Source organism: Aquincola tertiaricarbonis, from assembly GCF_023573145.1.
Classification (GTDB): domain Bacteria; phylum Pseudomonadota; class Gammaproteobacteria; order Burkholderiales; family Burkholderiaceae_C; genus Aquincola; species Aquincola tertiaricarbonis_B.
Genome location: NZ_CP097636.1, coordinates 3,556,178 through 3,578,121, shown reverse-complemented (window position 1 = coordinate 3,578,121; position 21,944 = coordinate 3,556,178). Strand labels below are relative to the sequence as shown.

Genomic DNA, 21,944 nt, shown 5'->3' with positions numbered 1-21,944 from the left:
GATTAAAGGAACTGACATGACGCAAGCCCAAGGCAAGATCGTCCAATGCATCGGCGCGGTGGTGGACGTTGAATTTCCCGCGCAAAACATCCCGCGCGTGTACGACGCGCTCAAGATGGAAGGCTCGGCGCTGACGCTGGAAGTGCAGCAGCAGCTGGGCGACGGTGTGGTGCGCACGATTGCCCTCGGCTCGTCCGACGGCCTGCGCCGCGGCACCATGGTCTACAACACCGGCGCGCCGATCTCGGTGCCGGTGGGCCAGGCCACCCTGGGCCGCATCATGGACGTGCTGGGCAACCCGATCGACGAGCGCGGTCCGGTCAGCCAGGACCTCACGGCCTCGATCCACCGCAAGGCCCCCACGTACGACGAGCTGTCGCCCTCGACCGAGCTGCTGGAAACCGGCATCAAGGTGATCGACCTGATCTGCCCGTTCGCCAAGGGCGGCAAGGTGGGTCTGTTCGGTGGCGCCGGCGTCGGCAAGACCGTGAACATGATGGAGCTCATCAACAACATCGCGAAGGCGCACAGCGGCCTGTCGGTGTTTGCTGGCGTGGGCGAACGTACCCGTGAGGGCAACGACTTCTATCACGAGATGGCCGATTCGGGCGTCGTCAACCTGGAGAGCCTGCCGGACTCCAAGGTGGCCATGGTCTACGGCCAGATGAACGAGCCGCCGGGCAACCGTCTGCGCGTGGCCCTGACCGGCCTGACCATCGCCGAGTCGTTCCGCGACGAAGGCCGTGACGTGCTGTTCTTCGTGGACAACATCTACCGCTACACGCTGGCCGGTACCGAAGTGTCCGCACTGCTGGGCCGTATGCCTTCCGCGGTGGGCTACCAGCCGACGCTGGCCGAAGAAATGGGCCGCCTGCAAGAGCGGATCACGTCGACCAAGGTCGGCTCGATCACCTCGATCCAGGCCGTGTACGTCCCTGCGGACGACCTGACCGACCCGTCGCCTGCCACCACCTTCGCCCACTTGGACGCCACCGTGGTGCTGTCGCGCGACATCGCCGCGCTGGGCATCTACCCCGCCGTGGACCCACTGGACTCGACCTCGCGCCAGGTCGACCCCAACGTGGTGGGCGAAGAGCACTACTCCACCACCCGTGCGGTGCAGGGCATCCTGCAGCGCTACAAGGAACTGCGCGACATCATCGCGATTCTGGGCATGGACGAACTGTCGCCGGAAGACAAGCTGGCCGTGGCGCGCGCCCGGAAGATCCAGCGTTTCCTGTCGCAGCCGTTCCACGTGGCCGAAGTGTTCACCGGCTCGCCGGGCAAGTACGTGTCCCTGAAGGACACGATCAAGGGCTTCAAGGCCATCGTGGCCGGCGAATACGACCACCTTCCCGAGCAGGCCTTTTACATGGTCGGCACGATCGAAGAAGCCGTCGAAAAAGCCAAGAAGCTGCAGTAATCGCGGAGCAACGACATGGCCACCCTACACGTGGATGTCGTTTCGGCCGAGGAGCTCATCTTCTCGGGCGAAGCGAAGTTCGTCGCCCTGCCGGGCGAAAGCGGCGAGCTCGGCATCCTGCCGCGCCACACCCCGCTGATCACCCGCATCAAGCCGGGCGCGGTGCGCATCGAGCGCGCGGACAACGGCGAGGAAGAGTTCGTGTTCGTGGCGGGTGGCATCCTCGAGGTGCAACCGGGCACCGTGACGGTGCTTGCCGACACCGCGATCCGCGGCCGTGACCTGGACGAGGCCAAGGCGGCCGAAGCCAAGAAGGCGGCCGAAGAGGCGATGAAGAACGCGAAGACGGACATCGACTTCGCGGCCGCGCAGAGCGAGTTCGCCGCGATGGCCGCTCAGCTGGCCGCGCTGCGCAAGTTCCGCGGCAACAAGTAAAGCCCTTTCGGCGCGACGGCGCCGGCAGGCACAAAAAAGCGGGCCGAGGCCCGCTTTTTCTTTGGCCCTGCCGCTTGCGCAGCCGGGCCAGGCATCAAGCCGTTGCTCAGTTCGAGCGACGACGAGCAGCCAGGAAGCCAACGGCGCCCAGGCCAGCCAGGAACAGCGCGTAGGTTTCGGGTTCCGGAACGGCGGCCACGACCGACTTCAGCGCGTAGGTGCTGCCAGCAGCGCCAACGCCCTTGACCGAGTAAAAGTAGTCGCCGGCGGCAAGAGTTGCCGTAAAGGCTTCACCGATGGCGCCGCTGCCGAAGGGCGTCGACGACGTGTAGTTCTCCAGCGTGAAGAAGGCCGAGCCAAAGGTCGACGGGATCACCGAGGACAGACCGGCGGTGATGGTCGCCGCGCTGGTCAGCGTGAACCCGAACGTGTTGCGGAAGTTGCCAGCCACGTTAACCAGCGCCAGATCGGTGCCGCCCACGGAAATGCTGTCTTCGAACGAGGTTGCGAACACGGTCGACGCTGCATTGGCTTGCGCGCAAGCCAGAACGACGGCGGCCAGTACGGCGGTCTGTTTGAACAATTGCTTCATGAAAATGGCTCCTCCTGATGTGCCACTGCAGCCTCGACCTGCCCATCAAGTCGAACCATACTGCAGCAACGGCATCATGCCGGTTGCAGTGCAGCAAGAAGACTGCCAATCATGGGGTAATCCCCCTAAACAGGGGCAGGGTGGCGGGTTAGTTGTGTCAGGCTGTCCACGGGGTATCCGGAAGTTCGTTGTTCGCGGCTGAATCTTCCGCCGCTGGAAAGCGCTCCACCAGCACCGCTTCCACCGCGTCGATCGCCAGGTTCAAGCCTTCCTCGAATCGCCCGGCCTGGAAGGCCTGACGCATCCGCACCACGATCTGCTGCCACTGCTGGCTGTCCACCAGGCGCGACAGGCCGCGGTCGGCCACGATCTCGATCGCGTGGTCCGCCATCAGCAGGTAGATGAGCGCCCCATTGTTGTGCTCGGTGTCCCACACCCGCAGCTTGCCGAACAGCGTGAGGGCACGATCGCGCGCAGTCAGCCCTTTCCACAGGTAGGACAGCGGCAGGCTGGCTTCCACCGCCAGGCGGACCTCGCCGGTGTGCCGCCGTTCGCTGGCGGCCACGCGCGCCGTCAGGCGGGCCATCGCGGCCGTGTCCAGCGCCCGGTGCACGTCGGTGTGGTCCATGAGCCGGTGACGCAACAGCCGCAACCAGCGTGAGCGAGGGGGCGCCATCACCAGTCCCCCGAGGCGCCGCCGCCCCCAAAGTCGCCACCGCCGCCGGACGAGAAACCGCCGCCGCCACCGCCGCCTGTCCAGCCGCCCGAAGGACCGCCCCCCAGTCCACCGCCGGTAAAGATCACCGGCCCTGCGCCGATGCGGCTGCGGCGACCCAGGCGCGTGCTGCCGCGAGTCGAGGCGCCGATGCCCAGCAGGCCCACCAGCACGATCGCCACCAGTGCCGCACCGGCCCCCAGCAGCACACTGGCGGTGAGCCACCAGCCCAACCCCCCGGCAATGCCGGCGCTGGCCAGTGAGCCGAGCTTGCGGCCCAGCACGCCGGTGAGCACGGCGCCCATCACCGGCACGCCGACGAAGAAGAACATCATCAGCTCTTCCCACTGCCAGCCGGCATCCGCGCCATCGCGGCCCGGCGCATTGCGCGCAGCCGGGGCGGGCAGGTGTTCGCCGCGCACGCGGGCCACCAGCGCGTCGACGGCCGCGTTCAGCCCGCCGGCGTAGTCGCCCGCCCGAAAGGCCGGCGTGATCTGCTGCTGGATGATCTGGCGGGCGGCCAAGTCGGGCACGGCGCCTTCCAGTGCCTTGGCGGGCGCGATGCGTACCTTGCGGTCGTCCTTGGCCACCACCAGCAGCAGGCCGTCGCCCACGTCGCGGCGGCCGATCTTCCAGGCGTCGCCCAGGCGCTGGGTGTAGTCGGTGATGTCTTCGGGCAGCGTGCTGCGCACGATGACGATCACGATCTGCGGGCCGTGCTGGGCCTCGAACTCGGCCAGCTTGGCCTGCAGCGCACCGGCTTCCTCGGCGCTCAGCGTGCCGGTCTGGTCGATCACCCGGCTGCTGAGCGCAGGCACCGCCTGCAGCGGCTGGGCGCGCAGGCCGGCCAGCGGGCACAGCAGCAGCACCAGCAGCTGCAGCAGCCACAGCCGCGGACGCAGGGCCGGCATCACCTTACTTCGACGCCGCGGGCGCCGCCGGCTTGCTGAAGTCCACCGTGGGCGGCGCGGAAATCTGCGCCTCGTTCTGCACGGTGAAGTTGGGCTTGACCTCGTAGCTGAAGATCTTGGCCGTCAGGTTGGTGGGGAAGCTGCGCGCCAGCACGTTGTAGTCGGCCACCGTCTTGATGTAGCGGTTGCGCGCCACCGTGATGCGGTTCTCGGTGCCTTCGAGCTGCACCCGCAGGTCCTGGAAGCCTTGGTTGGCCTTGAGGTTGGGGTACTGCTCGCTCACCACCAGCAGGCGGCTCAGCGCGCCGCTGAGTTCACCCTGCGCAGCCTGGAACTTCTGGAAGGCCTCGGGGTTGTTGATCAGCTCGGGTGTGGCCTGGATGGAGGTGGCCTTGGCACGGGCTTCCACCACGCGCGTCAGCGTTTCCTGCTCGAAGTTGGCCTCGCCCTTGACCGTGTTGACCAGGTTGGGCACCAGGTCGGCGCGGCGCTGGTACTGGTTGAGCACCTCGCTCCAGCTGGCCTTGACCTCTTCGTCCATGCGCTGGAAGTCGTTGTAGCCGCAGCCGGACATCAATGCAGCCGCGCCCAGCACCAGGGCAGCCAGCGCGGCGCGTGCGCGCGATCGGTCCATCGTCATCTTGGTTCCTCCTTTTGATAGGGATGCTACTCCCCGGCAGCAGTCGTACCCATGTGGGCAGCAGGCGAGCTGCTTTCAAGCGCGTGGTCGCGACGACGCATACTGCGTCGCATGACCCCGCCCCGCACCCCATGAGCGCGCCCGACGATCTGCTGCACCAGGCGCTGCGGGCGGGCCAGGCACCGGCAACGCCGGGTGCAGGACTGCCCCGCCGCGCGGTGGTGGCCGGCGCGGCCGGGGCGCTGGGCGCCGCGGTGCTGGAGCAGCTGCTGGGCCGCGGCGGCTTTGCGGCCGTGGCCGTCACCACCGTGCAGCCGCTGCAGCCCACGCTGCGCGGCATGCACACGCTGCCCTGGCCGATCGCGGCGGGCGAGCTGGCCGCCTTCGGCGCCAGCACCGGCGTCATCGTGCTGGATGCACCCCGCCATGCCAACGGACGCGAAGCGGCCTTGCACCGGCCGCTGCCGCAGGACCTGCCCGAGGTGGCGAGGGTGATGCACGACGCCGGTCTGCTCGATTTGCTGGTGGTGCTGCCGCACGACGCGGCCCGGATGCCCGATGCCTTGAAGGCCGGGCTGGCCACGCTGGACGAACAGGCCGTGGCGGCGCTGGGCTTCCGGCACGTGGTGTTCATGCGGCCGGCGCGGGCGCCTCAGCGTGTGGATGGGCGCAATGCCTTCACCCGTGTGGCCGATCTGATGTTGTCGCAGCTGCGCTTCATGGTGCCGCAGCGCGACTTGCCGGTGCGCGCGGCCAAGGTGGCGGAGTTCGCTGCCGAGCTGGCCCGCGGCCTGGCCGGCGCCCCGGGCGGCACCCGCGTGGTGTCGCCCGAGCTGGTGTGGCAGGCGGCGCAGCAGGCCGATGCCGCCGCGCTGGCGCGCGCCTGGCTGGCGGGGCAGGCCTTGCCGGAAGCGCAGGAGCCCAGGCGCCGGATGTAGGCCGCCTTGTGGGGGCAGCGCAAGAGGCGTCATCCCTGTCGCCGCACCGCCACGACGCAGCGCCTCGACCGTGATAATCGGACGATGTCAGCCCCCTTGCTCAACGACAGCTTTCTGCGCGCCTGTCTGCGCCAGCCCACCGACCACACCCCGGTGTGGCTGATGCGCCAGGCCGGGCGCTACCTGCCCGAATACAACGCCACGCGCGCCCGGGCCGGCAGCTTCATGGGCCTGGCCACCAGCCCCGCCTATGCCACCGAGGTGACGCTGCAGCCGCTGGAGCGCTTTCCGCTGGATGCGGCCATCCTGTTCTCCGACATCCTGACCGTGCCCGACGCGATGGGCCTGGGCCTGAGCTTCGCGGTGGGCGAAGGCCCGCGCTTCGCCAGCCCGGTGCGCGATGAAGCCGCCGTGGCGGCGCTGGCTGTGCCCGACATGGACAAGCTGCGCTACGTGTTCGACGCGGTGCGCTCCATCCGCCAGGCGCTGGCCGGGCGCGTGCCGCTGATCGGTTTCTCCGGCAGCCCGTTCACGCTGGCCTGCTACATGGTGGAAGGTTCGGGCAGCGACGACTACCGCCGCATCAAGACCATGCTGTATGCGCGGCCCGACCTGCTGCACCGCATCCTCGCCATCAATGCCGAGGCGGTGGCGCAGTACCTCAATGCGCAGATCGACGCCGGTGCGCAGGCCGTGATGCTGTTCGACAGCTGGGGCGGCGTGCTGGCCGACGGCGCCTTCCAGGCCTTCAGCCTGGCCTACACCGCACGCGTGCTGCAGGCGCTGAAGCGGCACGACGAGCAGGGCCGGCGTGTGCCCTGCATCGTCTTCACCAAGGGCGGCGGCCAGTGGCTGGAGCAGATCGCGGCCCTGGGGCCGGACGTCATCGGCCTGGACTGGACGACCGACCTGGGCGCGGCCCGGGCGCGCGTGGGCGATCGCGTGGCGCTGCAAGGCAACCTCGATCCGATGGTGCTGTTCGCCGGTGAAGCCGCGGTGCGGGCCGAGGCTCGGCGTGTGCTGGACCGCTTCGGCGCGCCGGCCGGGGGCGGCCATGTGTTCAACCTGGGCCATGGCATTTCGCAGCACACGCCGCCGGAGGCCGTGTCGGCCCTGGTGGACGAAGTGCACAGCCACTCGCGGGCGCTGCGGCGCGCAACCTAAAGCCCGTGAATCCTGTCGCCGGCGCTTGACTTATCAACAAAACGGCGTTCTCGCCGGGCGCGTTCCGGGCTTTTGAACGGCGCCTGTGCAGGCTTGAGGTGCCGTTGTAAGTGCTTGATTTTCAATGGAAATCCTGCTTTGCTGCTTTTGCGGGCAACCTAGGGCAATCCCTTGATGAATCAAGCATTTAGCGTCGCTGCCTTCAGCTTCTTCACAAAGATATCCACAGAAACTCGGGGCAACTCCGAAGCGGCGTTGCGGGGGGCTGAAAGTGGCCCGGCACCTGTTGCAGGGGCGGGGAAAACGCGGCCCCCAAGATTTTGTTCGCCAGGGCTTGACTTATCCCCACTTCGCTGCCTTCGACCACCCCCGTCAGTCGCCGTCACTTCCTACCATCGCACTTTCGGAGTTGCAAGCTAAGTCTTTGATTTTCTTGATTTCTTTCGGTTGCCTCAAGATGCGGCAGGCTAGGGTGCCTGCCTTGCGGATCAATGAGTTAGCGCCACTGCCTCCAGCTTCTGCACAAAGTTATCCACAGAAAAACTGGGCAAGTTCATGATTGACAAACCGCGACGAGGCCAAAGGGGAGCGCAGCGGGGTGTTGCGGCCATCGGGCCGCCCCTGCTTGACTTATCCCCAAAAAGTGGCTTGGGGGAGGCCAGCCGGTCTGCGGCGATGCCACCTTCCAAGATTCACGGCATCACGCGCTAAGTCATTGATTTTCCTAGAAGCGATCACTGCTGCAAGCTTGGGCAATCCAGGGCTGTTGCCCGGCGCATCAAGCAGTTAGCGCATCTACCTCCAGCTTTTGCACAAAGTTATCCACAGAATGTTTGGGCAAGTGGACAAAGGCCTTGTCCCACAAGCACTTAGCGCTCAACGCTCACGGGCCCTTGAGGTTTCGGCGGCAAGTGAGTTGAGCCTTGGCTGACGCCGTGAACGGCGTGGTGGCGGTGGCGGTCGAGACGCCGCAGCACACCGGCCTGGGCGCGCCGCTGGACTACAGCGCCGATGCGCTGCCGCCCGGCACGCTGGTGCGGGTGCCGTTGGGCCGGCGCGACGTGCCCGGCATCGTGTGGGACCGGCCAGCCGAGGCCGAGGCGCCCCCCGAGCTGCGCCCGGTGCGTGAGGTGCTGGCGGCGATGCCGCCGCTGGGCGCCAGCTGGCGCCAGCTCGTGGCCTTCGCGGCCGCCTACTACCAGCGGGGCCTGGGCGAGCTGGCGCTGGCCGTGCTGCCGCCCGAGCTGCGCAAGCTGGACGACGTGCAGCTGGCCCGCCGGGTGGCGCGCCTGCGCAAGCCGGCGGTACCGGCCCGAGCCGCGCGGCGCGCCGGCCTTGCCGCGGCCACGGCGGCTGCTGAAGCCGCCGATGCCCAGCACGGCGTGCAGCCCGCCGCCGACACCCCCGAGGCAGCGCCCGCATTCCCACCCGCCGAGGCCGGTCCGCCTGCGGCCGCCGAGGCGCCGCCGCTCAACGACGAACAGCAGGCCGCGGTCGATGCCATCGGCGCGGCGGCCGGCACCTACCTGCTGCACGGCGTGACCGGCAGCGGCAAGACCGAGGTCTACCTGCATGCGGCCGAGGCCGCGCTGGCCGCCGGCCGCCAGGTGCTGGTGATGGTGCCCGAGATCAACCTCACACCGCAGCTGGAGGCGCGGCTGGCGCAGCGCTTCGCCGGCCGCCGACTGGTTGCGCTGCACAGCGCTTTGACGCCGGCCCAGCGCCTCAAGCACTGGCTGCTGGCCCACCTGGGCGAAGCTGACCTGGTGCTGGGCACGCGGCTGGCGGTGTTTGCGTCGCTACCGCGGCTGGGCCTGATCGTGGCCGATGAGGAGCACGACCCCTCCTTCAAGCAGCAGGAAGGCGCGCGTTATTCAGCGCGCGACCTGGCGGTGTACCGCGGCCACCTGGAAGGCGTGCCGGTGGTGCTGGGCTCAGCCACGCCGTCGCTGGAAACCTGGCAGCGGGTGCAGGAAGGCCGCTACACCCGGCTGGCGCTGTCGCAGCGCATCGGCGGCGGCGTGCTGCCGCGGGTGCGGCTGTTCGACATGAACACGCTGCCCCGCCAGCGCGGCAGCGCCGCGCCGGCACTGGCGCCCGCGCTGGTGGATGCGGTGGCCGAGCGCATCGAGCGCGGCGAGCAAAGCCTGCTTTTCCTCAACCGTCGCGGTTATGCCCCGGTGCTGCATTGCACGGCCTGCGGCTGGAAGAGCGGCTGCCCCCATTGCAGCGCCTGGCGCGTGTTCCACAAGGGCGACCGCAGCCTGCGCTGCCACCACTGCGGCTTCAGCGAGCGGGTGCCGCGTGCCTGCCCCGACTGCGGCAACCTCGACATCGCGCCGCTGGGCCGCGGCACCGAGCGGCTGGAAGAGCAGATCGCACAGCTGCTGCCCGGTGCCCGAGTGGCCCGCATCGATGCCGACACCACGCGGCTCAAGGGCTCGCTGGAAGCGCAGCTGGGCGCCGTGCATGCGGGCGATGTCGACGTGCTGGTGGGCACGCAGATGATCGCCAAGGGTCACGACTTCCGCCGCATCACGCTGGTGGCCGCGGTCAACCCCGACAGCGCCTTGTTCGCCAGCGACTTTCGCGCGCCGGAGCGGCTGTTCGCGCTGCTGATGCAGGCCGCCGGCCGCGCCGGGCGCGATGCGCAGCAGGCCGCGCGCAGCGAGATGTGGGTGCAGAGCTGGCACCCGCAGCATGCCCTGTACGCCGCGCTGCGCAAGCACGACTACGAGGCGTTTGCCGCCAGCCAGTTGGAAGAACGGCAGTCGGCCGGGCTGCCGCCCTTCAGCAGCCTGGCGTTGCTGCGGGCCGAAGCGCGCGAAGCCAGCATCGCCCAGGGCTTTCTGCGGGCCGCTTCCGAGCTGGCCCAGGCCATGGCCGACGAAGCCGGCGTGACGCTGTACCCGCCGGTGCCGCCGCCGGTGGCCCGCGTGGCCGATGTGGACCGCCTGCAGATGCTGGTGGAGTCGCCCTCACGCGTGGCGCTGCAGCGGCTGCTCGCCGCCTGGCTGCCGCAGCTGCATGCGCTGCGCAGCGTGCACAAGGGCGTGCTGCGCTGGGCGGTGGACGTCGATCCGCTGGCGATCTGATTCAGTCATGGGCAAGACCCCGCCCCGCGGCAAGCGCACGCCGGACGCGCCAGAATCGCGCCGCGCCTGCCGCGCTCGGAGTACCGCATGAGTCTGCCCAGTTTCGAGACCTTCGCCGCCGAATCCCGCGAACGCGGCTACCCCGAGGTGCTGGAGCGGGTGTGGCCCGCCGGCCAGGTGGTGGAAGACCACGGCCATCCGTTCGCGGTACAGGCGCTGGTGGTGCAGGGCGAGATGTGGCTCACGGCCCGCGGCCAGACGCGGCACCTGCAGCCGGGCGACCGCTTCGAGCTGGACCGCGACGAACCGCATGCCGAGCGGTACGGCGCCGCCGGCGCCACCTACTGGGCAGCGCGGCGCGCCTAGCTGCCCACCGGCGCGTCGCAGCGGCGGCGCGCCGAGCCCCGCGGGGTGCGGTTCACTCGATGAACTGCGCCCGCACCAGCCGCCATTCCTGCGTGCCGGTCAGCGTGCGAGAGCAGCCCAGCGGCTCGGGCTCGGCGCCGGGCGACAGCTCGGTGCGTGAACGGTCGCCGGTGCCCACGCCCATCTGCACCCGGTCCAGCCACACGCGGATCTTGCGGCTGGGGTGGGTGTTTTTTACCTGCAGCTGCACGCCGTTGCGCGCCACGCAGTTGGCGGTGAAGTCTTCGACGAACTGCACATAGCCCGTCGCATCGTCGGCCGCCTGGGCCTGCGCCGCTGCCGCGTTGGCCAGGACGGCGACGGCCGCCGCAACCATCACGCGGGCCGCTGTGTAGCGCCGTGCACCGGTGCCCTGCCTGCCTTGCATCGTCGTCTCCTGCATGTGGGATTTGGGGTATGGCCATCCTAGACTCCACGCCCATGCAAGCCCCCATCGTGATCGTCGGCGGCGGGGTCATGGGCGCCGCCACCGCCTGCTTCCTGGCCCGCGACCACGGCCTGCCCGCCGTGGTGCTGGAGCGCGACCTGCGCTACACGCAGGCTTCGAGTGCGCTGTCGGCCAGCTCCATCCGCCAGCAGTTCAGCACGCCCATCAACATCGCCTTGTCGGCCTGGAGCATCCGCTTCCTGCGCCGGCTGGCCGACGAGCTGGCGCTGCCCGGCGAGCCGCCGCCGCACATCGGCCTCACCGAGGCGGGCTACCTGTACCTGGCCACCGAAGCCGGCGTGCCGGCGATGCGGGCCCACCATGCCCTGCAGCAGGCGCAGGGCGCCGAGGTGCTGCTGCTCACGCCCGCCGAGCTGCAGGCGCGCTTTCCGTGGCTCAACACCGAGGGCATCGCGCTGGGTTCGCTGGGCGTGCGGGGCGAGGGCTGGTTCGACGGCCCGGCGCTGCACCAGGCCTTCAAGCGCAAGGCGGTGGCCTGCGGTGCGCGCTTCGTGCAGGCCGATGCGGTGGACTTCGAACATGACGGGCAAGGCACGGTCACGGCGGTGCGCTGCGCCGATGGCCAGCGTATCGCGGCCGGGCGATCGGTGCTGCTGTCGGCCGGGGCCTGGTCGGCGCCGCTGGCCGCCCGGCTGGGCGTGACGCTGCCGGTCAGCGGCAAGAAGCGCGACGTGTTCGTGGTGGATTCACCGGCCACGCTGGCCGACTGCCCGCTGGTCATCGACCCCAGCGGTTTCTGGTTCCGGCCCGAAGGGCGGGGCTTTCTGTGCGGTGCGCCGCCCCGTGGCGACGATGCCGACGACCTGCCGCTGGAAGGCATCGACCATGCGCAGTTCGACGAGCAGCTGTGGCCGGCAATGGCCGAGCGGGTACCGGCCTTCGAGGCCTTGCGCGTGCGCTCGGCCTGGGCCGGCTACTACGAGATGAATGCCTTCGACCACAACGGCCTGGCGGGTGCCTTGCCGGGGTGGTCCAACGTGTTCACCGCCTGCGGCTTCTCGGGCCACGGCATGCAGCAGGCGCCCGCGGTGGGCAGCGCGATGGCGGCGCTGATGGCCGGTGGCTTCAGCGACGCGCCGTCGCTCGCACCGCTGTCACCCGCGCGCCTCTTCGGCGGTCAGCCGCTGGTCGAAACGAACGTCATCTGAAACTCTTAATGCCGCGACGACGCGAGGAAGCTGCGCAGCTCGTCGGTGGCCGGCTGCGCGAACAGGGCCTCGGGCGCGCCCAGCTCGTGGATGCGGCCCTGGTGCATGAAGGCCAGGCGGTCGCTCACCTTGCGGGCGAAGGCCATCTCATGCGTCACCATGATCAGCGTCATGCCCTGTTCGGCCAGGCTTTCCACCACCTGCAGCACCTCGCCCACCAGCTCGGGGTCCAGCGCGGAGGTGATCTCGTCGCACAGCAGTACCTCGGGGTTCATCGCCAGCGCGCGGGCAATGGCCACGCGCTGCTGCTGGCCGCCCGACAGCTGGTCGGGGTAGCTGTCGAACTTGTCGGCCAGGCCCACGCGGGCCAGCAGTTCGGCCGCGCGCTCGCGCGCCTGCGCCTTGGGCAGGCCCTTGACCAGCGTGGGCGCCAGCATCACGTTCTGCCCGGCGTTCAGGTGCGGAAAGAGGTTGAAGCTCTGGAAGATCATGCCCACGTTCTGGCGCAGCGACCGCATGGCCTGCGCATCACCGTGCTTGAGCGGCTGGCCGCCGACCACCAGCGTGCCTTCCTGGAACACCTCCAGCCCGTTGATGCAACGCAGCAGCGTGCTTTTGCCCGAGCCGCTCTTGCCGATGAGGGCGATCACCTCGCCGCGGGTGATCTGCAGGTCGATGCCCTTAAGCACCTCATTGGTGCCATAGCGCTTGCGCAGGCCCTGGATGTTGACCAGCGGGGCGGAGGTGTCTTGCATGGCGGCGGGGCGTGACGTGAGAGGGGTTCAGCGGGCGATGCGCAGCCGGCGTTCCAGCTGGCGGCTCCACAGCGACAAGGGGAAGCACAGCGCAAAGTACATGAGGCCGACCAGGCCGTAGGCGATGAAGGGCTGGAAGGTGGCGTTGGCGATCATCTGGCCGGCCTTGGTCACCTCGATGAAGCCGATGACCGAGGCCAGCGCCGTGCCCTTGACCACCTGCACCAGAAAGCCCACCGTGGGCGCGATGGCGATGCGCCCGGCCTGCGGCAGGATGACGTGGCGCAGCTGCTCGCGCAGGTTGAGCGCCAGGCTGGCCGAGGCCTCCCACTGGCCGCGGGGCACGGCTTCCACGCAGCCGCGCCAGATCTCGGTGAGGTAGGCGCCGGCATACAGCGTCAGACACACCGAGGCCGCCATCAGCGCCGAGGTCTTGACGCCCAGCAGCGCCAGGCCGAAGTAGGCCAGGAACATCTGCATCAGCAGCGGCGTGCCCTGGAAGACTTGTACATACAAGCCCACGCCCGCCTGTGCGCCGGGCAGCTTGGCGATGCGGATGACCAGCATGAGCAGCCCCAGCGCGGCACCGCCCACGAAGGCAATGAGCGACAAGGCCACGGTCCAGCGCAAGGCCAGCACCAGATGGCCCAGGATGGTTCCGATCGTGAAGTCGACCATGTGTGTGCCCCGTAGTGCCTCAGCGGTGGAAGATGAAGCGCGGGCCGGCCCAGTTGAGCAGGCTGCGCAGCAGCACGGCCAGGCCCAGGTAGAGCAGGGTGACCACGATGTACGACTCGAAGCTGCGGAAAGTGCGGCTGCTGATCAGGTTGGCCGCGTAGGAGGCCTCGGGCGTGGAGATCTGGCTGCACACCGCCGAGCCCAGCATCACGATGATGATCTGGCCCACGATGGCCGGCCACACGCGGCGCAGCGCCGGCGGCAGCACCACGCGCGAGAAGATCTGCCAGCGGTCGAGCGCCAAGCTTTGCGCCGCCTCGATCTGGCCGCGGCCGGTGTTCTCGATGCCGGCGCGCACGATCTCGCAGGCATAGCCGCCCAGGTTCAGCACCATGGCCAGCACGCTGGCCACCTCGGGCGACAGGCGCAGGCCGATGGAGGGCAGGCCAAAGAACACGAAGAACAGCTGGATGATGAAAGGCGTGTTGCGGATCAGCTCCACGTAGGCGCCCACCACCGCCTGCAGCCAGCGCGGCCCTTCGGCCCGTGCCCAGGCGCAGGCGATGCCCAGCACGATGCCGAAGGTGGCGGCCGCCGCCGTCAGGCCCAGGGTGACCAGCAAGCCGCGCAACAACATCGGCCACTCGATGAACACGGCGGAGAAATCTAGGGTCATGAAGGGGCGTGGCGTCTGGCGAAAGGTCGGGCCAACTATCGCAAGAGGTGTGCCATCCCTGGCTGTCTGAAATGCTGGAGCCGGAAGCGCATCGCCCCGCCAGTGATGGCTTTGGTGCATGGGAACGACGCAAACTGGCATAACCGATGCACGCCGGCCCCGGCTGCGGCTAGGCTTGCGGCCACGCGCCCACTTCTCTGGCGCTTTGGACCGATGACCATGCACGCTCCCTCCACCCGCTCAGAACACGACCTGCTGGGTGACCGCGATGTACCCAGTGAAGCCTACTTCGGCGTGCACACGCTGCGCGCGGTAGAAAACTTCCCCATCACCGGCACGCCGATCTCCGTGTATCCCGAGCTGGTGCACGCGCTGGCCACCATCAAGCAGGCCGCGGCGCTGGCCAACTATGAGCTGGGCCTGCTGGACAGCGAGCGTTGCGACGCCATCGTGGCCGCCTGCGAGGAGCTGCGCGACGGCAACCTGCACGACCAGTTCGTGGTCGACGTGATCCAGGGTGGCGCCGGCACCTCCACCAACATGAACGCCAACGAGGTGATCGCCAACCGCGCGCTGGAGCTGCTGGGCCACCGCAAGGGCGAGTACCAGCACCTGCACCCGAACGAGCACGTCAACATCGGTCAGAGCACCAACGACGTCTACCCGTCGGCGCTCAAGGTGGCCACCTACCGCGGCATCCTCGGCCTGATCGATGCGATGGCCTACCTGCGCGCTGCCTTCGAGGCCAAGGCCGAGGAGTTCGCGGGCGTGCTGAAGATGGGCCGCACCCAGCTGCAGGACGCGGTGCCGATGACGCTGGGCCAGGAGTTCAGCACCTATGCGGTGATGCTGGGCGAAGACGAGCAGCGCCTGCGCGAGGCCGTGTCACTGCTGTGCGAGCTGAACCTGGGCGCCACCGCCATCGGCACCGGCATCACGGCCCACCCGCAGTACGCGCCGCTGGTGATGAAGAAGCTGGTCGAGATCAGCGGCCTGCCGCTGGTCACCGCGGCCAACCTGATCGAGGCCACGCAGGACTGCGGCGGCTTCGTGCAGCTGTCGGGCGTGCTCAAGCGGGTGGCGGTGAAGTTGTCCAAGACCTGCAACGACCTGCGGCTGCTGTCCAGCGGCCCGCGCGCCGGCCTGGGCGAGATCAACCTGCCGCCGATGCAGGCCGGCTCCAGCATCATGCCGGGCAAGGTGAACCCGGTGATCCCCGAGGTGGTGAACCAGATCGCCTACGAGGTCATCGGCAACGACCTGACGGTGACCATGGCGGCCGAGGCAGGGCAGCTGCAGCTCAATGCCTTCGAGCCCATCATCGCCCACAGCCTGTTCAAGAGCGTCAAGCACCTGCGCAACGGCTGCATCACGCTGGCCGACCGCTGCGTCAAGGGCATCACCGCCAACCCCGAGCGCACCCGCGCCACGGTGGAAAACTCCATCGGCATCGTCACCGCGCTCAACCCGTACATCGGCTATGCCAATGCCACCTCGGTGGCGCAGGAAGCGCATGCCACCGGCGGCAGCGTCTACCAGATCGTGCTGGACCGCGGCCTGCTGTCCAAGGAGCAGCTCGACCAGCTGCTGCGGCCGGAGATGCTGACGACGCCGCAGCCGATCACGCTGACTCGCGCGCCTTGACGGCCACCCACAGCACGCGGTTGGCCGGAGTGGGCACGCCCAGGCGCTCGCCGGTGCGCACCACGAAGCCGTTGAGGTGGTCGATCTCGGTGGGCTTGCGGCGCGACAGGTCCTGCGCGGTGGACGAGCGCTGGCCCGGCATGGTCTGGGCGATGCGCATCACCGCCTGCCACACCACCTCGTCCTCCAGCGTGGTGACGCCGGCCGCATGCGCCACCCGCAGGCATTCGTCCACCACCTCGCGCATGGCCGGCAGCAGGCCGGTGACCTGCACCAGGCGGCCGTAGGGCAGCTCGGTCAGCGCCGAGAAGGCGTTGAAGGCGCAGTTGAGGATCAGCTTGGTCCACAGCGCGGCCATCGCGTGGTCCGACACCTCCACCGGGATGCCGGCCGCGCGCAGCACCTCGGCGATGCGGTCGCTGTCGGCCGACGGGCCGATCACCAGCTCGCCACGGCCATGGTGCTTCACATGGCCGGGCCCGGCCATCTCGGTGGCCACGTACACCACCGCCGGCAGCACCGGCCGGCCCAGCGCGGCCTGCAGCCGCTCGGCGTTGTCCACGCCGTTCTGCAGGCTCAGCAGCACCGCGTCGGGCGCCAGGTAGGGCGCCATCGCGGCGGCGGCCGCATCGGTGTCGGTGGACTTCACGCACACCAGCACCAGCTGGGCGCCCTGCACGGCGGCGGTTTCGGTGCTGGCCTGCACCGGCACCACGAACTCGGTGCCGTTGGCCGCCGACAGGCGCAGGCCGTCGCGCTGCATGGCCTGCACATGCTGCATGCGGCCGATCATGGTCAGCGCATGACCGCCGGCGGCCAGCAGCGCGCCGTAGTAGCAGCCCACGGCGCCTGCGCCCATCACGGCAATCTTCATCGGGTGCCTTTCTAGCGGGTGAGGTGGTGGCGTTGGTGCCAGTCTGCCAAGGATTCTTCCGGGTAGGTGTCGGCGATGCGATCTTCCCGGTCCACCACCACCGCCACCCACTCGGGCTTGCTGCCCAGCATCATGTGCGTCACCGCGGGCGGGCTGGGCAGCGGCGTGTCGATGGCGCCGGCATGCGGGTGCACGAGGTCGGGCCATTGTGGGTCGTACAGCCACAGCGCGCTGCCGCACTGGCGGCAGAAGTGGCGTTGGCCGCTGCTGGTGCTGCCGTCTTCCATGCGGGCGCGGTACACGCTCAGCTGGTCTTCGCCCTGTACCTTCAGCGTGCGGTGATCGGCGCCCAGGTTGATGGCAAAGCCGCCGGTGCCCGCCGTCTTGCGGCAGATGCTGCAGTAGCAGCGCATGAACGGCACCGGCTCGTGCGACTCCACGGAAAAGCGCACGGCGCCGCAATGACAAGAGCCTTCGAGTTGCATGGGGCACAGCCTTTCAAGGTGGCGGGCGGGGCGCCCGGATGGTGGCAGTGGCGGCAAGCCCGGTGCCCGCGGGATGGTTCAATGCCGGCTTCACTCTTGCAGGACGGAAGATGAAACTGCTTCGTCATGGCCCCAAGGGCCAGGAACGCCCCGCGCTGATCGACGCCCAGGGCACGCTCCGCGACCTCTCGGGCGTGCTGCCCGACATCACGGCCGACACGCTGTCGCCCGCCGGCTTGGCCCGGCTGCGTGAGCTGGACGTGGCCACGCTGCCCGCGCTGCCGCAGGCCGGCCGCATCGGCGTGCCCTGGGCCGGCATGCGCAAGTTCATCTGCATCGGCCTCAATTACGCCGACCATGCGGCCGAGAGCAAGCTGCCAGTGCCGGCCGAGCCGGTGATCTTCATGAAGGCCATCACTGCGCTGATGGGCCCGAACGACCCGGTGGTGCTGCCCCAGGGTTCGGTCAAGAGCGACTGGGAGGTGGAGCTGGGCGTGGTGATCGGCAGCACCGCCCGTTACGTGAGCGAGGCGGATGCGCTGAAGCACGTGGCCGGCTACTGCGTGGTCAACGACGTGTCCGAGCGCGAGTACCAGATCGAGCGCGGCGGCACCTGGGACAAGGGCAAAGGTTGCGACACCTTCGGCCCGGTGGGCCCGTGGCTGGTGACCGCCGACGAGGTGCCCGACCCGCAGCAGCTGGGCCTGTGGCTGGAAGTCAATGGCAAGAAGGTGCAGAACGGAAGCACCCGCACCATGGTGTTCAACGTGGCTACGCTGGTGAGCTACGTCAGCCGCTTCATGACGCTGCAGCCCGGCGACCTGATCAGCACCGGCACGCCGCCCGGCGTGGGCATGGGCCACAAGCCGCCGGTGTACCTGAAGCCCGGCGACACGATGCACCTGGGCATCGAGGGCCTGGGCGAGCAGCGGCAGACGGTGCATGCCTGGGACCCGGCCTTGATCGACGGCTGACCCGCCTCGGCCGGGTGGGGAGCAGCTGGGGGTGCCGGCGCAGGCCGAGATCCATCGTCTCAGCGCTTGGGCTTTGTTGGCGCAACGACGCGGCGCTGCGTCTTCAAAGGCGGCACGGTGGCGGGGAAGGTCAGAGTGGCCAACTTGGCCGATTCGCCCATCCAGGACCGCAGCTGCGTCACCTCCTTGCGGGCGTCGCTGAACTGCTGCATGAAAGAGTCTTGCTGCTTCATGGGATGCTCTTTGCGATGTCGGCGGAAGGGGGCGGTGGCGTGTCGTCGATCACGAACGGTTCCACGAAGGTGTACGTGAAGGCCCTGCGTTGAATGCGCGGAACTGCCGTGCTGGGGTCGACGATTTGAATCTTACCTTCGTCGGTCTTTCGCGCCGATGCCGCTTCGAAGAAGTCCATGTAGCGTCGCGGCGCCACCCCGACGAAGGCTCGGAAGTTGGCGCGGCTGCTGGAGGCTTCCAGTGCTTCCACGCTGATCGAGTCACTGTACAAGTCTGCCGTGCGGCTCTTTTCGTAGGGCTCGATGAACACCACCTCCCGGATGCCCGCCGCCACGATGTGGCGGGCACACAGATGGCATGGGAAGGTGGTGCAGAACAGTCGTGCATCCTGCAAACGGACACCAGCGCGTGCCGCGTGGGTGATGGCCGCCATTTCCGCGTGCACCGCGCGACCGAATTCGATGACATCGAACAATTGCGCCTCGCGCAGATAGGCGTCAGGGGTGAACAGTGCTTGCCTGGCCAGCTCCGCGCTGCTTTGCTGGCTGGCCGACTCGCCCAACAGGCCCGGCCTTCGCTTCATCCGGTCGAAGGCGTCTTCCACCATCTCACGCTTGAGGTCGACATTGGCATCCCCGCCGCGCTCGTAGTCCCGCATCGCGTCGTCGTCTTCGGCCCAGTACAAACCACCGCCAAAGCGCGGCACTTCGTTGCAGCCTGTGCCGAGGATCTCGCCATGGACGTCGACGATGGCTGCACCCACTTGTCTGGACAAGTCGAGCGATCGAAGCGCCGCCGCCTTTGCGAAGAACATCGCTTGCTCGTCCCGTGTGGGGGACACGTACGGGTGTCCGAAGGTCAGCAGTACTAGGCGCTGAAGCTGCCGTTCCAGCTCGGCGCGCGACTCGCTGACCACGAAGCAATCGGCCAGTGGGAAAGTCTTGCCCACCCGCTGGCCGAGCTTGCGCCCTTCTTCCTGATAGTCGCGCGTGATCAGTTGGGTGGCCAGCATCTCGGCTTCACCCCGCCTGTCACCCAGGGAAGGGGTGATCTGTTTGGTCAGAAATTCCTTGCGCCAGTGCCGTGAGGCATAAACGGAGATCAGGGTGAAGGCCTGACCGTAGACCTGCCTGAACAGCTCTACCTCTTCGGGTCGCTTGAAGGAGCGGACGAAGTAGGCCGTGCGGCTGCCCGGGGTTCGGACGTCTCCGGTGAGTTGCTGGCGCAGCGCCCTGATCTTGGCGATGCCCAGACGTGCCGCCACCTCAGCCTGGTTCGATGTTTCGCGCAGGGCGGTGCCGCGGTCCATCAAGGTGCGGATGCGTTCGTACTCGTTGGGAAAGTCGCTCCCCTTGCCCAAGTAGGTGGTGATCAGCTCGCTCAGGCGTACTTCTTCCACCCTGTATTGCATCGCCCGCAGCTGAGCCTTGAGGGTGTCGGCCACCTGGGCAAGGTCGGTGCCCGTGGGCCCGACGAAGCCAAAGACCAACTCGATGTTCGAGGAGTCGGACGCAGGAATGGAAGGTTGGGGGCCGGCCGAGGTGGCCTTCTTTTTGACCCGGGTACCGCGCTGTGAGTAGGTTTGCTGCGCTGCCATGGGCAGGACCCCTTTCCGCTGCTGTTTGCAAGCGTAACGAGCACAAGCAAGACCTGCGTGCCGCGCGCTGGTCAATCTTGACCGACCTCCCTCATCTCGCCCCCATCCACCAAGCCGCCAGGCTGAAGCTGCCGAAGGCCAGCAGCGTGCTGCTCATGATGATGCGGGCCACGCGGCCGTTGTCGGCGCCGTAGCGTTCGGCCAGCATCGAGACATTGCTGGCGCTGGGCAGCGCGGCGGCCAGGGTGAGGGCGGTGAGCTGCCCGCCGGTGAGCGGCAGGCCGGCGGCCTGTGCGGCGCGGCCCAGGGCCCACACCAGCGCCGGGTGCAGCAGCAGCTTGACCAGCGCCACCGGCAGGTACAGCGCCACCGGCGTGCGGCTGTGCGCATGCTGGCCGGCCCGCCACAGCACCGCGCCGATGGTGAACAGCGCCACCGGCGTGGCCGCGTCGGCCAGCATGCGCACGATCACGTCCACCGGCCGCGGGAACTCCAGGCCCGCCGCCCCCACGGCGGCCCCGGCCGCGATGGCCCACGGCAGCGGGTTGGAGGCCGCCCCGCGCAACGCCTTCCACGCGGCCGCGCGTGCGCCCTGGCCGCTGGCCTCATGCGCCTGCGCCAGCGCGATGCACAGCGACGAGGTGAGCACCATGTCCGTCAACATGGTGCTGATGACCGGGCCGGCCGCGGCCGGGCCCAGCAGCGTGGCCAGCAGCGGCACGCCCATGAAGCCCGAGTTGGGAAAGGCCGCCACCAGCGCGCCGAAGGCCGCATCCTTCAGGTTCACGCGCGCCGAGCGGGTGAACCACACGGTGCCGAACACGATGACCAGCGCCACCAGCGCATACACGCCCAGCACCACCGGGTTGAGCAGCTCGCCCAGCGGCGTGGTGCGGCCGAAGCGGAACAGCATGGCCGGCAGCGCGAAGTACAGGACGAAGGCGTTGAGGCCGGGAATGGCGCTTTCGGGCAGCACCTGCTGGCGGGCGGCCAGGTAGCCGAACAGCACGAGCGCGAAGAAGGGAACGGTGACTGCGAAGATCTGCTGCATGGGCCCGGCCCACCGGCCGCCTGAACGCCCGCGGCGGGCGAAAGCCTGCGAGTGTGCCAGCCACCGCCCCGGGCTTCGGCCACGCAAAACCCCTGCTTCGGCAAACGCGAATGGCGTCGCCGCGCCGCCCGCGCGATGCTTGCCGGCATGACGATCGCCGAAGACGCCTCCGCCGCCGGGGCCCATGACTACAGCGCCTGGATCGGGCGCAGCGAGACCCGCCACGACCTGATTGCCGCCGCGCCGCTGGCCGGCCTGGCCGCCACGCTGGACCGTGACGAGCCGACGCCCACCGAGGGCACGCCGGTGCCGCCGCTGTGGCACTGGATCTACTTCAACCCGCAGGCGCTGGCGCGCGAGGTGGGCCCCGACGGCCACCCGCGGCGCGGTGGTTTCCTGCCGCCGGTCAGCCTGCCGCGGCGCATGTGGGCCGGCGGCCGGCTCGCGTTCACGCAGCCGCTGCGCGTGGGCGAGCGTGGCGAGCGCAAGTCCACCATCCAGAGCGTGGCCACCAAGCAGGGCCGCAGCGGGCCGCTGGTGTTCGTCACCGTGCGGCATGAACTGTCGGGCGACCACGGCCTGGCGCTGACGGAGGAGCACGACATCGTCTACCGCGAGGCGCCGCAACCCGGCGCGCCCGAGGTGCCGCCGCAGCCGGCCCCGGCCGATGCCGCCTTCACGCGCGAGATCGTGCCCGACCCGGTGCTGCTGTTCCGCTACTCGGCGCTCACCTTCAACGGCCACCGCATCCACTACGACCAGCCCTACGTCACCGGCGTCGAGGGCTACCCGGGCCTGATCGTGCACGGCCCGCTGATCGCCACGCTGCTGCTGGACCACCTGCGTGACCATCTGCGTGAAAAGCAACCCGGCGCCACCGTCGCGCGCTTCAGCTTCAAGGCGCTGCGGCCCGTGTTCGACATCCACCGCTTCCAGGTCTGTGGCCGGCCCGATGGCGATCGCCGCTTCGCCCTCTGGGCCCGCGACCACCAGGGCCACCTGGCGATGCAGGCCAGCGCCGAGCTGGCTTGAAGGACCTCT

23 protein-coding genes are annotated in these 21,944 nt (G+C 68.9%); 10 read left to right on the top strand and 13 right to left on the bottom strand.

The annotated features are described in order from the left end of the window. Positions 1-16: 16 nt before the first annotated feature. Together atpD and MW290_RS30965 are read left to right on the top strand one after the other, a co-directional pair. Positions 17-1,423, top strand: a complete 1,407-nt coding sequence (gene atpD / locus MW290_RS30970) for a F0F1 ATP synthase subunit beta (RefSeq protein ID WP_250198171.1) — start codon at positions 17-19, stop codon at positions 1,421-1,423. Positions 1,424-1,438: 15 nt separating this feature from the next. Beyond that, entirely contained in the window at positions 1,439-1,858 is a 420-nt protein-coding gene (locus MW290_RS30965; RefSeq protein WP_250198170.1) for a F0F1 ATP synthase subunit epsilon, read from the top strand. A gap of 106 nt (positions 1,859-1,964) precedes the next feature. Here the strand turns inward: MW290_RS30965 and MW290_RS30960 are convergent, their stop codons facing one another. The 4 genes from MW290_RS30960 to MW290_RS30945 form a co-directional block, all read right to left on the bottom strand. Beyond that, the gene (locus tag MW290_RS30960; protein WP_250198169.1) at positions 1,965-2,450 is read right to left on the bottom strand and encodes an FxDxF family PEP-CTERM protein; all 486 of its coding nucleotides are present in this window, start codon (positions 2,448-2,450) and stop codon (positions 1,965-1,967) included. A gap of 157 nt (positions 2,451-2,607) precedes the next feature. After that, the gene (locus MW290_RS30955) at positions 2,608-3,078 is read right to left on the bottom strand and encodes a TPM domain-containing protein (protein WP_250198168.1); all 471 of its coding nucleotides are present in this window, start codon (positions 3,076-3,078) and stop codon (positions 2,608-2,610) included. A gap of 47 nt (positions 3,079-3,125) precedes the next feature. Next, positions 3,126-4,076, bottom strand: a complete 951-nt coding sequence (locus MW290_RS30950) for a TPM domain-containing protein (RefSeq protein ID WP_250198167.1) — start codon at positions 4,074-4,076, stop codon at positions 3,126-3,128. A gap of 4 nt (positions 4,077-4,080) precedes the next feature. Further along, the gene (locus MW290_RS30945; protein WP_250200144.1) at positions 4,081-4,710 is read right to left on the bottom strand and encodes a LemA family protein; all 630 of its coding nucleotides are present in this window, start codon (positions 4,708-4,710) and stop codon (positions 4,081-4,083) included. 137 nt (positions 4,711-4,847) lie between these two features. Here MW290_RS30945 and MW290_RS30940 point away from each other — a divergent pair, with 137 nt between their 5' ends. From MW290_RS30940 to MW290_RS30925, 4 genes are all read left to right on the top strand, one after another. Then, positions 4,848-5,654: a hypothetical protein gene (locus tag MW290_RS30940; protein WP_250198166.1), complete on the top strand. Its 807-nt coding sequence runs from the start codon at positions 4,848-4,850 to the stop codon at positions 5,652-5,654. 84 nt (positions 5,655-5,738) lie between these two features. Next, positions 5,739-6,818 carry a uroporphyrinogen decarboxylase gene (gene hemE, locus MW290_RS30935; protein ID WP_250198165.1) on the top strand — a complete coding sequence of 360 codons (1,080 nt, stop codon included), beginning with the start codon at positions 5,739-5,741 and terminating at the stop codon, positions 6,816-6,818. A 923-nt stretch (positions 6,819-7,741) separates the two neighbouring features. Further along, a complete protein-coding gene (locus MW290_RS30930) occupies positions 7,742-9,913 on the top strand; it encodes a primosomal protein N' (protein ID WP_250198164.1) in 2,172 nt (723 codons plus the stop codon). 87 nt (positions 9,914-10,000) lie between these two features. Beyond that, complete coding sequence (locus MW290_RS30925) at positions 10,001-10,279, top strand: cupin domain-containing protein (protein ID WP_250198163.1); 279 nt, start codon at positions 10,001-10,003, stop codon at positions 10,277-10,279. Between the two features lie 52 nt (positions 10,280-10,331). Here the strand turns inward: MW290_RS30925 and MW290_RS30920 are convergent, their stop codons facing one another. Then, a complete protein-coding gene (locus MW290_RS30920; RefSeq protein ID WP_250198162.1) occupies positions 10,332-10,706 on the bottom strand; it encodes a hypothetical protein in 375 nt (124 codons plus the stop codon). A 53-nt stretch (positions 10,707-10,759) separates the two neighbouring features. On the opposite strand from MW290_RS30920, the gene MW290_RS30915 reads away from it, so the two are divergent. Then, complete coding sequence (locus MW290_RS30915; RefSeq protein ID WP_250198161.1) at positions 10,760-11,935, top strand: NAD(P)/FAD-dependent oxidoreductase; 1,176 nt, start codon at positions 10,760-10,762, stop codon at positions 11,933-11,935. A 5-nt stretch (positions 11,936-11,940) separates the two neighbouring features. Here MW290_RS30915 and MW290_RS30910 read toward each other — a convergent pair whose 3' ends face one another. Genes MW290_RS30910 through MW290_RS30900 form a run of 3 tightly spaced genes read right to left on the bottom strand, consistent with a single transcriptional unit; the run spans position 11,941 to position 14,044 of the window. Further along, positions 11,941-12,690, bottom strand: a complete 750-nt coding sequence (locus MW290_RS30910) for an amino acid ABC transporter ATP-binding protein (protein ID WP_250198160.1) — start codon at positions 12,688-12,690, stop codon at positions 11,941-11,943. A 27-nt stretch (positions 12,691-12,717) separates the two neighbouring features. Then, a complete protein-coding gene (locus tag MW290_RS30905; protein WP_250198159.1) occupies positions 12,718-13,368 on the bottom strand; it encodes an amino acid ABC transporter permease in 651 nt (216 codons plus the stop codon). Positions 13,369-13,387: 19 nt separating this feature from the next. Next, on the bottom strand, positions 13,388-14,044 hold the full coding sequence (locus tag MW290_RS30900) for an amino acid ABC transporter permease (protein WP_250198158.1): 657 nt from the start codon (positions 14,042-14,044) through the stop codon (positions 13,388-13,390). Positions 14,045-14,263: 219 nt separating this feature from the next. On the opposite strand from MW290_RS30900, the gene aspA reads away from it, so the two are divergent. Next, positions 14,264-15,688 carry an aspartate ammonia-lyase gene (aspA, locus tag MW290_RS30895; protein WP_250198157.1) on the top strand — a complete coding sequence of 475 codons (1,425 nt, stop codon included), beginning with the start codon at positions 14,264-14,266 and terminating at the stop codon, positions 15,686-15,688. Here aspA and MW290_RS30890 read toward each other — a convergent pair. Continuing rightward, positions 15,666-16,562 (bottom strand): ketopantoate reductase family protein, encoded by an 897-nt coding sequence (locus tag MW290_RS30890; protein ID WP_250198156.1) that lies wholly within the window; start codon positions 16,560-16,562, stop codon positions 15,666-15,668. The genes aspA and MW290_RS30890 overlap by 23 nt on opposite strands. A gap of 11 nt (positions 16,563-16,573) precedes the next feature. Continuing rightward, a complete protein-coding gene (locus MW290_RS30885; protein ID WP_250198155.1) occupies positions 16,574-17,047 on the bottom strand; it encodes a GFA family protein in 474 nt (157 codons plus the stop codon). Between the two features lie 110 nt (positions 17,048-17,157). Here MW290_RS30885 and MW290_RS30880 point away from each other — a divergent pair, with 110 nt between their 5' ends. Beyond that, on the top strand, positions 17,158-18,021 hold the full coding sequence (locus MW290_RS30880; protein WP_250198154.1) for a fumarylacetoacetate hydrolase family protein: 864 nt from the start codon (positions 17,158-17,160) through the stop codon (positions 18,019-18,021). Positions 18,022-18,080: 59 nt separating this feature from the next. Here the strand turns inward: MW290_RS30880 and MW290_RS30875 are convergent, their stop codons facing one another. The 3 genes from MW290_RS30875 to MW290_RS30865 all read right to left on the bottom strand — a co-directional run bounded on the left by MW290_RS30875 (position 18,081) and on the right by MW290_RS30865 (position 20,903). Next, positions 18,081-18,254, bottom strand: coding sequence for a hypothetical protein (locus tag MW290_RS30875; protein ID WP_250198153.1), 174 nt, complete (start codon positions 18,252-18,254; stop codon positions 18,081-18,083). Beyond that, positions 18,251-19,852 carry an anti-phage dCTP deaminase gene (locus MW290_RS30870; RefSeq protein ID WP_250198152.1) on the bottom strand — a complete coding sequence of 534 codons (1,602 nt, stop codon included), beginning with the start codon at positions 19,850-19,852 and terminating at the stop codon, positions 18,251-18,253. Before MW290_RS30870 ends, MW290_RS30875 begins: the two co-directional genes overlap by 4 nt. Positions 19,853-19,943: 91 nt before the next feature. Then, the gene (locus MW290_RS30865; RefSeq protein WP_250198151.1) at positions 19,944-20,903 is read right to left on the bottom strand and encodes an AEC family transporter; all 960 of its coding nucleotides are present in this window, start codon (positions 20,901-20,903) and stop codon (positions 19,944-19,946) included. Between the two features lie 147 nt (positions 20,904-21,050). Between MW290_RS30865 and MW290_RS30860 the strand changes: the two genes are divergently transcribed. After that, positions 21,051-21,935 carry an HTD2 family dehydratase gene (locus MW290_RS30860; RefSeq protein WP_250198150.1) on the top strand — a complete coding sequence of 295 codons (885 nt, stop codon included), beginning with the start codon at positions 21,051-21,053 and terminating at the stop codon, positions 21,933-21,935. Positions 21,936-21,944 lie beyond the last annotated feature (9 nt).

Bases quoted from the DNA above. Each gene is read 5' to 3' on its own strand.
- atpD (WP_250198171.1), top strand. From the start codon at position 17: ATGACGCAAGCCCAAGGCAAGATCGTCCAATGCATCGGCGCGGTGGTG.
- MW290_RS30965 (WP_250198170.1), top strand. From the start codon at position 1,439: ATGGCCACCCTACACGTGGATGTCGTTTCGGCCGAGGAGCTCATCTTC.
- MW290_RS30960 (WP_250198169.1), bottom strand. From the start codon at position 2,450: ATGAAGCAATTGTTCAAACAGACCGCCGTACTGGCCGCCGTCGTTCTG.
- MW290_RS30955 (WP_250198168.1), bottom strand. From the start codon at position 3,078: ATGGACCACACCGACGTGCACCGGGCGCTGGACACGGCCGCGATGGCC.
- MW290_RS30950 (WP_250198167.1), bottom strand. From the start codon at position 4,076: ATGCCGGCCCTGCGTCCGCGGCTGTGGCTGCTGCAGCTGCTGGTGCTG.
- MW290_RS30945 (WP_250200144.1), bottom strand. From the start codon at position 4,710: ATGGACCGATCGCGCGCACGCGCCGCGCTGGCTGCCCTGGTGCTGGGC.
- MW290_RS30940 (WP_250198166.1), top strand. From the start codon at position 4,848: ATGAGCGCGCCCGACGATCTGCTGCACCAGGCGCTGCGGGCGGGCCAG.
- hemE (WP_250198165.1), top strand. From the start codon at position 5,739: ATGTCAGCCCCCTTGCTCAACGACAGCTTTCTGCGCGCCTGTCTGCGC.
- MW290_RS30925 (WP_250198163.1), top strand. From the start codon at position 10,001: ATGAGTCTGCCCAGTTTCGAGACCTTCGCCGCCGAATCCCGCGAACGC.
- MW290_RS30920 (WP_250198162.1), bottom strand. From the start codon at position 10,706: ATGCAAGGCAGGCAGGGCACCGGTGCACGGCGCTACACAGCGGCCCGC.
- MW290_RS30915 (WP_250198161.1), top strand. From the start codon at position 10,760: ATGCAAGCCCCCATCGTGATCGTCGGCGGCGGGGTCATGGGCGCCGCC.
- MW290_RS30910 (WP_250198160.1), bottom strand. From the start codon at position 12,690: ATGCAAGACACCTCCGCCCCGCTGGTCAACATCCAGGGCCTGCGCAAG.
- MW290_RS30905 (WP_250198159.1), bottom strand. From the start codon at position 13,368: ATGGTCGACTTCACGATCGGAACCATCCTGGGCCATCTGGTGCTGGCC.
- MW290_RS30900 (WP_250198158.1), bottom strand. From the start codon at position 14,044: ATGACCCTAGATTTCTCCGCCGTGTTCATCGAGTGGCCGATGTTGTTG.
- aspA (WP_250198157.1), top strand. From the start codon at position 14,264: ATGCACGCTCCCTCCACCCGCTCAGAACACGACCTGCTGGGTGACCGC.
- MW290_RS30890 (WP_250198156.1), bottom strand. From the start codon at position 16,562: ATGAAGATTGCCGTGATGGGCGCAGGCGCCGTGGGCTGCTACTACGGC.
- MW290_RS30885 (WP_250198155.1), bottom strand. From the start codon at position 17,047: ATGCAACTCGAAGGCTCTTGTCATTGCGGCGCCGTGCGCTTTTCCGTG.
- MW290_RS30880 (WP_250198154.1), top strand. From the start codon at position 17,158: ATGAAACTGCTTCGTCATGGCCCCAAGGGCCAGGAACGCCCCGCGCTG.
- MW290_RS30875 (WP_250198153.1), bottom strand. From the start codon at position 18,254: ATGAAGCAGCAAGACTCTTTCATGCAGCAGTTCAGCGACGCCCGCAAG.
- MW290_RS30870 (WP_250198152.1), bottom strand. From the start codon at position 19,852: ATGGCAGCGCAGCAAACCTACTCACAGCGCGGTACCCGGGTCAAAAAG.
- MW290_RS30865 (WP_250198151.1), bottom strand. From the start codon at position 20,903: ATGCAGCAGATCTTCGCAGTCACCGTTCCCTTCTTCGCGCTCGTGCTG.
- MW290_RS30860 (WP_250198150.1), top strand. From the start codon at position 21,051: ATGACGATCGCCGAAGACGCCTCCGCCGCCGGGGCCCATGACTACAGC.